Source organism: Aggregatibacter sp. (assembly GCF_057314075.1).
On record NZ_DBHLAR010000009.1, the window covers coordinates 9,579 to 24,504 of the forward strand.

General features: G+C 42.5%; 10 protein-coding genes. All 10 read left to right on the forward strand.

The features are described 5' to 3' along the window. The first annotated feature begins 6 nt into the window (after positions 1-6). The 10 genes from ACO5E4_RS06790 (at position 7) to ACO5E4_RS06835 (ending at position 14,910) form a co-directional block, all read left to right on the forward strand. On the forward strand, positions 7-3,054 hold the full coding sequence (locus tag ACO5E4_RS06790; RefSeq protein WP_485862506.1) for a virulence factor SrfB: 3,048 nt from the start codon (positions 7-9) through the stop codon (positions 3,052-3,054). After that, complete coding sequence (locus ACO5E4_RS06795; RefSeq protein WP_485862507.1) at positions 3,051-5,732, forward strand: putative virulence factor; 2,682 nt, start codon at positions 3,051-3,053, stop codon at positions 5,730-5,732. Before ACO5E4_RS06790 ends, ACO5E4_RS06795 begins: the two co-directional genes overlap by 4 nt. A 15-nt stretch (positions 5,733-5,747) precedes the next feature. After that, positions 5,748-6,740 (forward strand): hypothetical protein, encoded by a 993-nt coding sequence (locus tag ACO5E4_RS06800; protein WP_006718909.1) that lies wholly within the window; start codon positions 5,748-5,750, stop codon positions 6,738-6,740. Between the two features lie 35 nt (positions 6,741-6,775). Beyond that, positions 6,776-8,710, forward strand: a complete 1,935-nt coding sequence (locus ACO5E4_RS06805) for a vWA domain-containing protein (protein WP_375712769.1) — start codon at positions 6,776-6,778, stop codon at positions 8,708-8,710. 30 nt (positions 8,711-8,740) lie between these two features. Continuing rightward, complete coding sequence (locus tag ACO5E4_RS06810) at positions 8,741-9,466, forward strand: ABC transporter ATP-binding protein (protein ID WP_006718907.1); 726 nt, start codon at positions 8,741-8,743, stop codon at positions 9,464-9,466. After that, positions 9,453-10,679 (forward strand): ABC transporter permease, encoded by a 1,227-nt coding sequence (locus tag ACO5E4_RS06815; RefSeq protein WP_485862508.1) that lies wholly within the window; start codon positions 9,453-9,455, stop codon positions 10,677-10,679. The genes ACO5E4_RS06810 and ACO5E4_RS06815 overlap by 14 nt, the downstream gene beginning before the upstream one ends. After that, on the forward strand, positions 10,672-12,282 hold the full coding sequence (locus ACO5E4_RS06820) for an SUMF1/EgtB/PvdO family nonheme iron enzyme (RefSeq protein ID WP_454905159.1): 1,611 nt from the start codon (positions 10,672-10,674) through the stop codon (positions 12,280-12,282). The genes ACO5E4_RS06815 and ACO5E4_RS06820 overlap by 8 nt, the downstream gene beginning before the upstream one ends. 33 nt (positions 12,283-12,315) lie before the next feature. Then, on the forward strand, positions 12,316-13,029 hold the full coding sequence (locus ACO5E4_RS06825; RefSeq protein ID WP_314954089.1) for a hypothetical protein: 714 nt from the start codon (positions 12,316-12,318) through the stop codon (positions 13,027-13,029). Between the two features lie 9 nt (positions 13,030-13,038). Continuing rightward, positions 13,039-13,527, forward strand: coding sequence for a hypothetical protein (locus tag ACO5E4_RS06830; protein WP_314954091.1), 489 nt, complete (start codon positions 13,039-13,041; stop codon positions 13,525-13,527). Positions 13,528-13,626: 99 nt separating this feature from the next. After that, a complete protein-coding gene (locus tag ACO5E4_RS06835; protein ID WP_485862509.1) occupies positions 13,627-14,910 on the forward strand; it encodes a vWA domain-containing protein in 1,284 nt (427 codons plus the stop codon). The last annotated feature ends 16 nt before the right edge of the window (positions 14,911-14,926 follow it).

Below are 14,926 nucleotides of genomic sequence, written 5' to 3' on the forward strand. Positions count from 1 at the left end.
TAGCACATGTTTCCCGAGTTACATAATTTTGGTAAAGAACTTTCGTTAGTCATGAATAGCGGCGTGCAATTCATTGATTTTGCCTTGACGATTAATTGGAAAGACAAAGAATGGCGCGAGAAAGGCAACGGCAATTTTGTTTCTTCTGCGGTGAACGGGCCGTTACGCCGTTTAATCGCCGATAAAAACGGCGAGGGGTTTTGCGATCCGAGCCGTCCCGGCATTTTAGTGCGTACCGAGCAGGAAATCAGCGTCGAACAATCCTTTAAACTGTTTGACGGCGTGTGGTTGCCGATTCCTGTGTTAAGAACCGTGCCGCCGGATCGTTTTGACGAAGGCCCGTATAACTGGGCGCGGGTGCGAATCGTCGAATTGGCGGAAGGCGCCGATCCGGAAGGGCACACCCACCGCGTGACGTTTGCCTTTGATACCAAAATTTTCCCTAACAGCCAAGACACCGCGTATTTGGCGCCAACCAGTGAAGACGTGCGTTCCGGCGTGTTATTTGGCTTGGCACATCAATCCGATCAAATGTCGTGGTTCTTGGATTTTAACTGGGTTAATAACTGGTTATTGGAATTATTTAAAGAATTAGCGCCGGAAGCGAATCGTTTGAAGATTCATCCGGAAGACTTGGTGCAAGAAGTTGAACGCAAAGCACACCAAGGGCATTATCTGAATATTTTGGCAATTTTAGGTAGCGAAGTGGCGTTGCCGAGAATTAAGGTGGTTTCCAATAAAACCGATGACATCGTGAAAGCGATTCCGGTGGACATGGTGTTAGATGTGGGCAATTCACGCACGTGCGGTATTTTGATCGAAGATCACGTGCAGGAAAAAGACGGCCTGAAAAAACGTTATGAATTGGAGTTGCGCGATTTAACCAATCCGGAACGTGTTTACACTGAGCCGTTTGAAAGTCGTGTTGAATTTGCGCAGGCCTTTTTTGGCAAAGATCATTGGTCGCTACAAAGTGGACGTCGTGATGCTTTCCAATGGCCAACCATTGCACGTGTAGGTAAAGAAGCAGGGCGTTTGGCAAGTCGTCGTAACGGTAATGAAGGTTCTACCGGGTTATCAAGCCCGAAACGCTATTTGTGGGATTTGGACAAATACGAACAAATGTGGCGTTTCAATTCTGCTTATGTAAAAACTGATCACGAGCCTTACGCCACTGCCGAGCCACTTTCCGGATTAATCAACGAATATGGCGAAGCCTTACATATTTTGCGTGATGATGTTGAAGAAGAATTCGAGCGTAAAATGCCGGTGTTCCAACCGAAATATTCCCGTAGTTCTTTGATGACATTTATGTTGTCAGAGGTGCTAATGCACGCATTAATGCAAATTAACAGTCCGGCACAACGTGCTAAATTAGAGCATTCCCGTACGCCGCGCTTCTTACGTTCTATTATTCTGACCATTCCACCTGCAATGCCGAAACCTGAACGGGAAATTTTCAAAAATGCTATGTATCAAGCTATTGGCTTGGTTTGGAAGAGCTTGGGATGGGATAAATCGGACGATAACGTTGATTTCTCTACCGAAGAAGGGCGTGAAAAATACTGGCCGATGTTGCCGGAAGTGCATATCCAATGGGACGAAGCCACTTGCGGGCAAATCGTGTATTTATTTAACGAAACGCAAAACAATTACGGCGGACGCCCGGAAGAATTTTTCGCCGCCTTGGCGCGCCCCGACAAAAACGGTAAAGAAAACGCCATCACTATTGCCAGTGTCGATATTGGCGGCGGCACCACGGATTTGGTGATCAATAAATATAAAATGGATTACGGCGAAAACAGCAATACCAATAGCAGTAATGCTTATATCGAGCCGGAACAACTGTTCCGAGATGGTTTCAAGGTGGCCGGGGATGACATTTTGTTGGACATTATTCGCAATATTGTTGTTCCTGCGCTCAGTAATGGCCTAAAACAAGAGGGTTTACGCGATCCTGAACCTATTTTGGCACAATATATCGGCTCCCAAACCTTAAAAGTGCAAGATGCATTATTACGTCAACAACTGACCTTGCAAGTGTTTAGTCCGATCGGTTTGCGTATTTTAAAAGAATATGAAGAATTTGATCCGTTTAGCACAGAAAATAGCTTAGCTGGTGCAACTTTCCGTAGTCTACTGGCTCAAGTAGATGAGCCGACAGAAAGTGTGTTGAATTATATTAATACACCAATTGCCCGTGAATTAGGTAATCCAGACTTCAATATCTTAGACCTGCCGATTCATGTGGATTTAGGCGCTATTCATAAGTTATTCATTCGTGGGTATTTTGATATTTGTAAAACCTTTAATGCCTTATGTGAAATTATCAATTTATACCAATGTGACGTGTTATTGTTAACCGGCCGTCCTTCCCGTCTTCCTGGGGTGCAAAGTTTCTTCCGTAGCCGCTTGCCATTGCCTGTGGGACGAATTATGCCGTTGCATCATTATCGCACCGGTAACTGGTACCCGTTCCATAAACAAGGACGCATTGATGATCCCAAAACTACAGCGGCAGTAGGTGCTATGCTGTGTTTCTTAAGTAATAATATGCGTTTGCCGAATTTCTATTTCCGTGCGGCATCCATGCATTCTTATTCTACTATTCGCTATATCGGTTTGTTGGATAACAACAACGTGATTAAAGACAGTAACTTATATTATTCTGAAATTGATTTAGATAATGAAGATTATGATTTCCCGGATACGGAATTTGAAGTACGTGGTGCAATGCGTATCGGTTTCCGTCAGCTAAACGTAGAACGTTGGGTAGCGTCACCGATTTATTTGTTGACCATTGAAAACGATGAAATTAAGCGACGTTTAGCCATTGATGGTACGGTTTTAAAAGTGGTGCTTGGCGTGAAAAACAAGAGCAGTTTAAGCAATAGCCAAGAAAGTGCGGAGAATTTTTACATTAAATCTGTTTCCGCCTCTGATGGACGTTCCTGCCGCCGTAATGAAGATATTAAATTGACCTTAAATACAATGGTTGATGCGGGTTTAGGCGAAACTCAATATTGGTTAGATAGTGGATGTGTGAAAAGATGAGTGTAGAAAATCAATTAGCGCAAGCATGGCAAAATATTTTTGATGGTTCCCAACAGGCGATTGATTGGGTTAGTCAAGTTCGCCCGAATGTCGCCCGTTTAAATAATGAAGCCGATGGACTCATTTTGGAATTACGCCGCTTGCGTAATACCGCAAAACGTCTTGGTGCGGTGTCTGAACGTCCGATGACAACAGGTTTTTTTGGGTTATCCCAAGCAGGTAAATCCTTTTTAATTTCAGCGTTGGCCGCTGATGCTAACGGCAATTTAGAAACGCTTTTTGATGGTCGTAAATTAGACTTTATTAAGCACGTTAACCCACCGGGTGGCGGTAAAGAAGCCACTGGTTTGGTGACCCGTTTTAGTCGTACGGCAAAAGGAGGTATTCAAGGCTATCCGCTCGAACTTCGATTGTTCCATGAAATTGAAATTGCCAAATTATTGGTGAATTCTTATTTCAATGATTTTGATAAGGAAAAAGTTGATTACAAACTGGATCAACAAAACGTCAATGCGCTATTAAGACGTATGACGGCAAAAATGTCAGCGCAGCGTGTGGCCGGTGTAACGGAAGATGATGTGGTGGATTTGCAAGATTACGCCACGGAAAGCTTTGGAAAATCCTTAGCCATGTTGCAAGGGGGGTATTGGGCGAAGGCTACTTTAATTGCCCCTTATTTGAGCATTAATGATCGCGCCCAGTTGTTCTCTATTTTATGGGGAGAAGAAGCGGATTTAAGTGCGATTTATGTTCAATTTGCACAAACTTTGGCTGCTTTAGGCAATGCAGATCGTGTTTATGCGCCGCTAAGTGCTGTGGTAAAAGAAGTTAACGGCGAGCTATCCCAAGCGGATAGTATTATGAACGTGGATATGTTGGAGCGATTGAATACGGATAAAGACGAATTGCTTGAGGTGCGCCCTTATTTTTCGGAAGACAATATTGGCGAACCGGTAAAAATTTCTCTCGCACAATTGACCGCACTTACAGCTGAACTTGTGTTTCCGTTGATGAACCCAACCCGCGTGCCGGCAGTGGAAAGTGTGGATTTATTAGACTTCCCGGGCTATCGCGGCCGTTTGGCGATTTCAAGCCTTAAAGAAATTCAGGAAGGCAATCCGGTTTCCCAGTTAATTTTGCGCGGCAAAGTGGCGTATTTGTTTGAGCGTTACACTGACAGCCAGGAAATGAATTTATTGATCGTGTGTACGCCATCCGATAAACAATCCGATGTTAACAGCGTAGGCCCTGTGCTTGAACGCTGGATTAATAAAACCCAAGGTGATACGCCGGAGGCCCGCTCACAACGGAAACCGGGTTTGTTATGGGCGATTACTATGTTTGATAAACGAATTAGTGCTGATCTGACCAAAGATGAAAATATGTTGAAAATCAGCTGGGGTTCCGGCGGGTTGTTGAAACAAACCATTTTGGAGCGTTTTGGTAATTATCCATGGTTAAATGATTGGTCAAACGGCAAACCGTTTAACAATACTTTCTTAGTGCGTAAACCGGGCTTTAAAGTGTCTTTCCTAGATGTAGAAGACGGGCAGGAATTACGTGTGCGTCCAAATGAAAGTGCGCAATTGGATTTGTTACGTCGCACATTTGCCGACGATCCGGATATTCAAAAACACATTGCCAATCCTCAAGAGGCTTGGGATGGCATGATGTTGTTAAATGATGGTGGGATGCAACGGATCAGCGATTATTTAAAAACAGTGGCGATGCCGCAAGTGAAGCAAAAGCGTATTGCAGAACAGTTAAATCATGCGATTCAACATATCATCGAAAACCGTTTTGCCAGTTGGTATCAAAGCGATGGTGCGGAAGAAGTGCAGCGTAAACAACAGTTGGCTAAATTGGTCATTGGCGAATTACAAAAAAGCGCATTAATTGTGGGTGAGTTTTTACGTAGCCTTCAATTACCGGAAGAAACCATTCATTCTTTATATTTTGCCGACAATGACGATGATTTGTTATCGCCTTCTGCCAAAGATTCCGATGAGGCAAATAAATCCAATGCATTCGCTTCCGGTTTTGGCTTCGATGACGGCTTTGATTTGTTTGATGAGCCACAAAGTGCGGTCAAAAATCCCAACGTTTCGGAAGAGAAATTGCCGGAATCCCGTTTTGCCCAAGCGGTGTTTAAAGCGTGGATTGAACATTTACGGGGTATTTCTATGGATCCGCGCAATACACGATTTTATCCGTTCTCGGCACAATGTATTGAAGGCATTGTGGGCGAATTGATTACCGGTGCAAACCGTCTTAATTTATTAAATCGCTTAACCAAAGTGATTAATCGTAACGAAGTGGGCGCCAGTAAGCGTGATCAAATCGTGGAACGTCAAGTATTCTCTGTGACCACTGAAATTGCCGATTTCCTTGCTTGGCTTGGATTTGATCAAATGCCTGTGGCGGAGCGCCCGGCAAGTCATGTGCGTGATGGGCAGATTTTTGAAATCGCTGAAGTGGAAAAAATCAATAATTTACCAAAATTGAGTAATTACACCGGAGATTACACCAAAAATTATCTCGCTGACTGGTTTATTGCCTTTATGGAATTCGCTCAAAGTAATGCAGGGCACAGTGCCGGACGTGAAATTGACGCAGTACAAAATGCGCGTTTAGGTGAAATTTTAAATGTCTTTAGAAACTCAGCGGTGGCGGAATAAACCGAAGGATAAGTTATGTTAAGAATTGAATTGAAAGCTGTACGTCCCGGATATGCGGAATTCATCGCAGGTAACTGGAAAGGTGGCGTTGAAAATATTGAAATCAGTGTGCAAAGGAGTCAGGACTCCTACTATTTTGCCGAAGGACAGCATTGGAATATTGAACCCGTTTGGTTGAAAGTCAGTGAGCAATTAACCTTACAAGATAACGTGCTAAGCGGCATACTTGGCCCTTGGTTAATTGATGCCTTGGTACAACAAAGCAGCACCATGCAATATCGTATGATGGTACGCGATGCCAATACAAAAGATATGGGTGTGTTAAAACTTTCCAATGACGTGTTAGCGTCTTCTGCCAGCGGCAATACAGCACGTGCAGATGATGTGCGCTCTATTGATAACACCGTGAATCATGTAGATGACCAAGTTTTGGTGAATATTCCCGATCCTGAGCCTGAACCGATTATTGACGAGATCAGATTGCCGCCGGAGGAAGAAATTATTATTGAACCGGTGGTGGAAGAACTGAAGGTTGTGCCTCCGCCTCAACCGGCTCCGAAAAAGAAAAGCAAACTTGGTTTGATTATTTTATTGCTTCTTTTATTGGGCATTGCCGGTGTAGCAGCTTATTACTTCTTGAATAAAAATAAAACGGAAGAAAAAGCGCAGTCCGCCGATGAATGTAGTTTAAGTCAAAATAAAAATGATGAATTAGCCTTTATTCAAAATTGTCTAAAAACCAAACCTGACAGCCAGCGCATTTTGGCCGTGATTAATCAGGCCAAAGCAGAAAACAAATGTGCTATCGCACAGCGTTTATATGCGAATCAGGCTCAGAGCGGAAATGCCGACATTGCTTTGGCATACGCGAAAGAATATGAAGAAAATGCCAACAGCAGTTGTTTCAAAGCCGACAAAGGCACGGCCATTTATTGGTATGAAACCGCATTGGAGGCTAACCCGAATTTAGCCGAGGCCAAACAACGTTTAGCGGAATTGAAAAAATGATGAAGTCTTTTAAAGTCACCTCAATTGCTTTATTAATGGGATTTATGGCAAATGCCGCATTGGCGGATGAACCGTTAAAACAGGAAGGTAAGAAAACACTTTATCAACGGGTGTTAAGTACGCCAAGTTGCCAATTGGTCGATAACGCGGGTGCAACGGCAGGTAAAAAACAGCCTGCTTTTTCCCGTTTTTATGTGTATCAGCGCCAAACTGCGAATGGTAAAGAATGGTTAAAAGTAGGGCCGGACAGCTTTGGTAAAACCATCGGTTGGTTAGATGCGGATTGTACAGTTGCATGGAATATGCAGATGACTTTGGCTTTTACCAACCCGATTGAACGCCAGCCTTTATTGTTCTTTAAGAGCAAGGAGGACATTGAAACCGTGGTGAATGCCGATGATGCGAAGAAAATTTTGGAGCCAATTCGTGCAGACTTAGCCAATAATAAAACACCACCACAAATTGTTGCGCAAGAGCCAAAAGAGTTTATTGATTTTCAAAAGAATTTCTATCTTCTTCCAATTCTACAAGGTGAAGAAGTCATGAACTCACAAGGTTTCTATGAACGTATTTTGGAAGTGGCGTCTGTGAGTAAAACGGCTCCGGTGATTCAACAGAAAACACAATCAAAAATAGATCCAAACGCCAATAAATCTGATCCACAAGTGTTGACCGGATTTAGTGCTGCTGTGGTGTTTGTGGTGGATGCCAGTATTTCCATGGACCCTTATATCAATCGTACCCGTGATGTAATTAAACAAGTTTCCGAACAAATTGAAAAAGAGAATTTAGGCAAACAGGTTAAATTTGGTTTGGTCGGGTTCCGTTCCAGTACCAAGGCAGTACCGGGATTGGAATACGTCTCTAAAATGTTTGTTGACCCAAGTACGGTGAAAGATACGCAAGATTTCTTGCAAAAAGCGGTTGAATTAAAACAGGCGAAAGTATCCAGTAAAGAGTTTAGCGAAGATTCATTTGCCGGTATTTCACAAGCATTAAATGAAATTAACTGGAACAATTTTGGTGGTCGCTACATTGTGTTGGTGACCGATGCGGGGGCATTAGACGGTAATAATCCATTATCCTCCACCGGAATGGATGCAAAACAATTGCGCTTAGAAGCACAACATCGTGGCGTGGCGATTTATACCTTGCACTTAAAAACTCCGGCTGGGGTAAAAAATCACGAACAGGCGAAAACCCAATACAGCGATTTATCTTTCAATAACTACTTGAACAAGCCCTTGTATTATGCGGTGAATGCTGGTGATGTGAATGAGTTTGGTGAAAAAGTCGGTGCTTTGGCTCGTGCCTTGACATCGCAAGTGAAATTGGCATACCAAGGGGAAAATGCTGCAGGTACGATTGTTGATGAGCCTAAGCAAGAAAAAGCCAAAACTGAAATTGAACAGGATGCGGAATTATTGGGCAAAGCAATGCAGTTGGCTTATTTAGGTGATAAAAATGGTGCCAAAGCCCCGCCGGTATTTAAAGCCTGGATTAGCGATAAAGATTTCCTTAAACCAACCATTCCGACGGCAGAAGCCCGCGTATTGATGACTAAAGCGCAATTAAGCGATTTAAGTGATGTGGTGAAAAAAATTGCCGATGCCGCGAATGAAGGGTTAATTTCACCGGATTCGATGTTTGCCCAATTACGTTCTGTTGCCGCGGCAATGGGACAAGACCCGAATAAATTAAAACAAGAAAACTCCACCAAACTGGGCGAGTTAGGCTTGTTAGGGGAGTATTTGGATGGCATTCCGTATAAAAGCCAAGTCACCGGATTGGACGAACAAATTTGGAAAGGCATGAGTGCCTTAGAGCAAGAAAAATTTATTCGTGACTTAAACAGCAAGTTACGTCATTACCGCGTGTTTAACGAGGACCAATCCCGCTGGATTTCTTTATCGGAAGGCAGCGATCCGCGCGATTACGTTTATCCTGTACCGCTTGAGGCGTTACCATAATTTATTCATTTACATAACAGGAAAAGTGCGGTGTTATTTATTGAAGAAATGGCGATTCGGCGTGGCCAAGGTAGCCAACAATTCAATGTGTTGCTGCCTAAACTTGAATTGCAAGATGGCGAGATTTTAGCCATTCAAGGTGCCAGTGGTTGTGGCAAAAGTACCTTATTGGAAATGATCGGGTTAATTTTGCAGCCCGATCGTTTGGTTCGCTATCAATTAGGTGATGCCGGTGATGTAATGGATTTGCAACCGTTAATTTTACAAAAAAATCAGACCGCACTTTCTAAGCTACGGGCAGGAAAGTTAGGTTTCATGTTGCAAACGGGGGGCTTGTTGCCTTTTCTGTCGGTACAACAGAATATTGAATTGCCTTGTTCAATGTTAAATAGCGCCATGGATAAAGACTGGTTTTTGTATTTAACGGATGCCTTAAATATTCAATCGTTGCTTACTAAATACCCGCGTCTGCTTTCTATTGGAGAGCGGCAGCGGGTTTCTTTTATTCGTTCGGTGATTCACAAACCAAGCCTGTTATTGGCTGATGAGCCTACCGCCGCGCTTGATCCGAATAATGCACAAACCTTATTTTCATTAATGATTAAATTGGCGGAAGAGCAAAAAATTACGGCGCTTTTAGTTACCCATGATTGGGATTTGGTGGAAAATAATCATTTGCCAAGTCTGTATGCAGATTTATCCACACCGGCGCAAGCGGTGTTTTTACCGAAGGAAACGCATCATGCAGCAAGTTAATCTGTCTTATATGTTCCTAGGCAAATTAGCGTTGCGGGATTTGTATTACGATCGCAAAGTGTCTTTTTGCATCATTGCGTCTCTTATTGCGGTAATTGCGCCGTTATTGTTGCTTTTCAGCTTGAAATTCGGCGTAGTTTCCCAGTTACGCCATCAGTTAATTAATGACCCGCGCAATCTTGAAATTAAAATTATCGGCAATCTCAATTTAGATAAGAACTGGTTTGATTGGTTACAACAACAGCCGGAAACCCGTTTTGTGGCGCCGTTGACCCGTTCTTTAAATACTATTGCCGATTTGTCTGCCAATCAAAATGGTGGTAAGAAATTTGTACAGGATGTGGAAGTGATTCCGACAGCCGTTAACGATCCTTTAACGGAACAAGCACTAAGTAAACCCAATGGTGTGCTATTAAGTACCTTAACCGCAGAGAAATTAAATGTAAAACAAGGTGATAAAATCAATTTGGTGGTCACACGTTCGCAAAATAATCAGGTGGAAAAAGCCATTAGTGAATTGGTGGTGGAAGGTATTGTGCCTGAAACCCGTTTTGCCCGTTCGGGTGCCTTTGTGCAGTTGGACACCTTATTGGCAATGGAAGATTTTAGAGATGGCTACCAAACCGCTATTTTTGCCAATCAACAGGATCCTGTCCGTCCGCAACAGCGGGAACACTTCGCCCGCGCCCGCATTTATGCCAATAGCTTAGATGACGTAGCGCCTTTGGCGTTAAAATTACGGCAGAAAAATATTGAAACCTCTACAGAAGCCAAAGCCATTGAAAACGTCAAAGCCATTGACGGTGTACTCAATGTGATTTTTATGGTCATTGCAGCGACAGCGGTGTTGGGGTGTGTATTGTCGCTGATTGGTGCGTTCTTAACCAATATCGATCGTAAGCGGAAAGAAATTGCACTGCTGCGTCTATTCGGCTTTCAAAGTGGAGCGGTGATGTTATATTTAATTATGCAGGCTCTGTGTTTGAGCTGTTTCGCTTTTGTATTGTCATATTTCTTGTTCTTATCGGGCAGTCAGGTATTTAATTTCGTATTAGGTCAGAATTTATCCAACGATATTTTTATCAGTAGCTTGAATTTTATTCATTTATTCATCGCTTTTGCGATCGCGTTATGCCTTGCTGCTATTGTGGCCGGAATCGGCGCGCGACAAGCGGTGAAAATTCAACCGGCAGAGAGTTTACGAGATGTCTAGAACAACCCCCAAAATGCAACAATCACGGCGTAAGACAAAAATAGCTATTTTTGTTACCGCACTTTTGACGGAATTAGTGGCGCAGTCTGCTTATGGCACTCCATGGGAAGAGAAATTCTATAATCCGAAACCTTTGGAAGGGGATGTAATTTTACCCATGCCTTGTGATGGTAATATGGTTTTTCGAATGGTAAAAACGGAAACTCATTCACCTTTGGAAGAAAAAAGCATCCTTCTGGGCAGTGACAATTCTGCCGACCAAATTGCTGAACATTCAACCCCAAATGCTATTGCCGGCAGTTTTGACGACAAGTCTCAGGGGCGATATTTTTTAATGGCTAAATATGAAGTGTCACAGTTGCAATATCAATCGGTAATGAACGAACAATGCCCATCAGTCAACATGAAAGGACGTTTACCAATAACAGAAGTAAGTTGGTTTGATGCTCTGGAATTTACCCGCAAATATAATGAATGGTTGCTAAAAAATGCGGCAGATAAATTACCAACTGAGGACGGCACAAAAGGGTTTGTTCGTTTGCCGACTAATGCCGAATGGGAGTATGCGGCGCGCGGTGGTGCTGCGGTGTCTTCCTCCGAATTTCGTGAACCGCTTTTTCCAATGAAAGATGGTGCGGAGAAATATGTGTGGAGCAACAAAAATGCGAATGGTAAGATTCAGCTTACTGGACAGTTGGAAGGCAATCCGTTAGGCCTGTTTGACACTTTGGGTAATGCAGCAGAAATGATGTTTGATGCTTTCAAACTCAATCGTTTAGATCATTACCATGGGCAAAGTGGTGGTGTCACCGTACGTGGTGGCAGTTATTTAAATTCAGCAGAAAGTTTAACCAATGCTTATCGCATTGAGCGTTCTTTATATAATAATAGTAATGTGGATAAAGCCAAAGATATCGGTTTTCGTGTGGCGATGGTGGCGCCGGTACTGACCTCCGCACAACGAATTAAAGACTTGAAAGAAGAATGGGCTAAGCTAGGCCGTGATGATAACAAAGATGATAAACACGGCGCAGGTTCTAATGTGGTTGGGCAATTGGAAAAATTGGCACAAGATGTGCAAAATCAAACTATTGCCAAGGAACAGTTGGAAAAAGAACTGAAAAAATTGAATGATACTTTGCGTCAAGCCAACCAAGCTCGTGACGAACAGCGAGATTCAGCTATTCAAGCTTCATTGCGTTTGGGCGGTTTCTTGTGTAGTAATATGGTTGATTTGGATAATACCTACCAAAATGCGTTGAATTTGGTAGAAAATATTAAACAAACCTGTGATGGTGCGCCGAAAGAAGGCTTGTGTACCGAAGAGCAAATCAATAATCTCAGTGAGAAAAAATTAAAAGCAGAGAATGCGTTGAAGTTTACCTTAAAATATTACGCCGATACCTTAGTTGATAATGCAACTTTATATAATGTGGCAATGATCGAGAAACAAGTAGAGGTGACCAAACAACGTTTACAAAATCGTGAAAAAAATAATGCTGCACAGTTTATTCAATCTTATTGGGAACAATTATCCCAATATAATAAAGACGGAAAAGTTGACCGTGATACTTGGTTAAAACGCTGCCGTCAAGTAAAATGACCCACCTTACTAAAGTAAAAAAAGGAAGCCTCTATGTTTAATTTTCAATCTAAAAAATCTATTGTTGGTGTTTTGACTTTATCCACAACATTGGCTTTAGCCGGTTGTGAAAGTATGTCCAACTCCGGTTCTTCTAATGTAGACAGCCGTTTAACCTCAGGCAATCAAGCTGAGTTTTTTAGTAAATCGGGATTAACTGCCTGTGCAGCCGGTGCGGCGGCAGGTGTTGGGGCTTGTTTATTAAGCGGAACCAATAATGCAGCACTATGTTCTGCGGTAGCTGCGGTAGCTGGTTGTGGTATCCTCATGGGCGGTAACTATTATTTGGAACAACAGCGTACCAATTATGCTAATAAAGAAGAGCGTTTAAATGCTTATTTAAAAGATTTAAATAAAAACACTCAAGAAGCCAGAACTCTGGCAAATTCTGCGAAAACCGTGTTGACCCAAAATCAGCAAACGTTGACGAATTTGAATCGTAAGTTAAAAGATAACAGCATTCAAAAAGACGAAGCTAAACGTCAGTTGAAAGAAATTGACAGCAACATCGCTTACTTAAATGAAAAGTTGAAAAAAATGAAAGAAAGCGAGAGAGATTGGAAAGAAGTGGCGAAGAAAGAGCGTGGTAGCGGTATGAATGTGGCGAAATTAGACTCGCAAATCGCTCAATATCAAAAACAGATTGCCGCCTTGGAAAAACAAGTTGCCGTTGTATCACAACAACGTAATGCGTTAAATGTCGGTTAAGGAGATGCTATGAAAAAAACATTGCTAAAAACTGCCGCACTTTTAGGTGCTGCCGTGTTGCTTTCTGCCTGTACCAACACGCCGGAAGAGTGCGATCCGAGTGTTGAACTCAATATGTTCAGCAAAGCGGCCTGCCAGTTTTCCGGAAGTTATGACAAGCGTATTGAACAAAAAGAAAAATTGGTGTTAGACGCGAAGACAGAAAATGCCAAATTTAATAAAATTTATGCCGATATTAAAGCGCAACAAAAATCTGTTAACCAATCTATTGCACAGAAAAAAGCGCAACAGGCTAAACTCGACCAGTCTGTGGGTAAACTCACAGCTGAGTTAAAACAAAAAGCCAAAGGCAGACAAGATTTGCAGGCGGAAATTGCCGAAGTAGAGAAACAAATGAAAGCCGTCAATAACAGCGGCGGTTCTGAAATGGAAAAACAAGCGGAATTAGAACAATTACAACGCAAGTTATCTAATCTACAAAAAGCATTAGGCTTATAATGCTAATACTGAGGGCTACCAACAATGTTGGTGGCCTTCTTTTTGCTTTCTAGATCCTAAAAGTGCGGTGACTTTTGGGGATGTTTTTTAAGGAATACTATGCAACGTCTGGCACGGATTGGTTTGGATCAATACAACCAGGAAGCGATCGAGTTATTTCACCATTATGATGACATCGTAGCGGTATTAAATCGCTATTTGCCACCTAGCACGACAAACATATTGGCGCGCCCTGAAGTGAAGGACAATATGGTGGAATGGTATTCCGAATTACAAGGACAGCCACAATTATTAGACGCTCATTCAAGCCACTATGTAGAAGCTAGTACCCTTGTTATGCAACGCTTAGCTTCCATTGATGCCTTAGTGTTCGAGTTATTGCAAAAAGAGGCGATTGAACCTGCTATTGCCGCGTATTTAAAACAATTCACACATATCGTAAAACCGCACGATATTCAAATTTACAGCGTCAACCAACAACCTGTGATTATCGGCTGGGGGCAGAAAAAAGATATCACTGTTGAGCAGACATCGTCTGTCACAAAAGCAAAAACATCCCGTCGTTGGTTATTGCCACTGTTACTTTTCACCTTTGCTATTTTAGGACTCTTGGGGTGGTTGTTTTTAATGTCGCCTGTTCCTAAAGCTGTAAAAATTGAGTCAATTGTGCCGAAAAATTGCCGAAAAGTGGAGAAACCAGCGGATATTCCACAGTTAGTGATTATTTTTAATAACGCCACTGGCATGAAATATACTCTGTTGGAAAGTAAAGAAGCAATCAATGCATTTGATGAAAAATTACAACAACAAATCCTGCCACAATCCGAAATTGATTATATGGATCGTCAACCAAATCGTTCTGTAGCCGCCAAGGAGGCGGTGACGCACTTAATTAATGATATTCCTCATGCTGTAGATATTGGTTTGGTTGAACTACAAAGCTGTGTCAGCAAATCACCTGATGTATCCGCGGCGATTAATCATGGCATTTTTACTGGTACACAACGTACGGAATTAAAAAATAAAGTACAAAATATGGCGGTACGTGACCACCGTGTACCGGGCACACCTATTTATGAGGGTATTGAAAAAGCCTTAACATTGCTTGATGGTAAAAAACGCGAAGCCTTGATTGTGTTGATTACTGAAGGTAATGGTGATTGCACTGAGCGAAAAATCTGCGCATTAATGGAAAATGTGGCAAAAGAGCGGCCAAAATTGAAAGTGAATATTGTGAGTATCAATTCCCCTTGGAATGCCACAGACTGCTTGGCAAAGGCTACAGGCGGGCAGATTTTTGACCATGACATGACCAGCCAAGAAAAATTAACCGATGCGATTAAACAAGCCATGAAGCCGGTACAACAAGAAATTTGCGAATAAAGTGCGGTCGTTTTTC

Excerpts from the sequence above, each read along its gene's own strand:
- ACO5E4_RS06790 (WP_485862506.1), top strand. The coding sequence starts at position 7 with ATGTTTCCCGAGTTACATAATTTTGGTAAAGAACTTTCGTTAGTCATG.
- ACO5E4_RS06795 (WP_485862507.1), top strand. The coding sequence starts at position 3,051 with ATGAGTGTAGAAAATCAATTAGCGCAAGCATGGCAAAATATTTTTGAT.
- ACO5E4_RS06800 (WP_006718909.1), top strand. The coding sequence starts at position 5,748 with ATGTTAAGAATTGAATTGAAAGCTGTACGTCCCGGATATGCGGAATTC.
- ACO5E4_RS06805 (WP_375712769.1), top strand. The coding sequence starts at position 6,776 with ATGGGATTTATGGCAAATGCCGCATTGGCGGATGAACCGTTAAAACAG.
- ACO5E4_RS06815 (WP_485862508.1), top strand. The coding sequence starts at position 9,453 with ATGCAGCAAGTTAATCTGTCTTATATGTTCCTAGGCAAATTAGCGTTG.
- ACO5E4_RS06820 (WP_454905159.1), top strand. The coding sequence starts at position 10,672 with ATGTCTAGAACAACCCCCAAAATGCAACAATCACGGCGTAAGACAAAA.
- ACO5E4_RS06825 (WP_314954089.1), top strand. The coding sequence starts at position 12,316 with ATGTTTAATTTTCAATCTAAAAAATCTATTGTTGGTGTTTTGACTTTA.
- ACO5E4_RS06830 (WP_314954091.1), top strand. The coding sequence starts at position 13,039 with ATGAAAAAAACATTGCTAAAAACTGCCGCACTTTTAGGTGCTGCCGTG.
- ACO5E4_RS06835 (WP_485862509.1), top strand. The coding sequence starts at position 13,627 with ATGCAACGTCTGGCACGGATTGGTTTGGATCAATACAACCAGGAAGCG.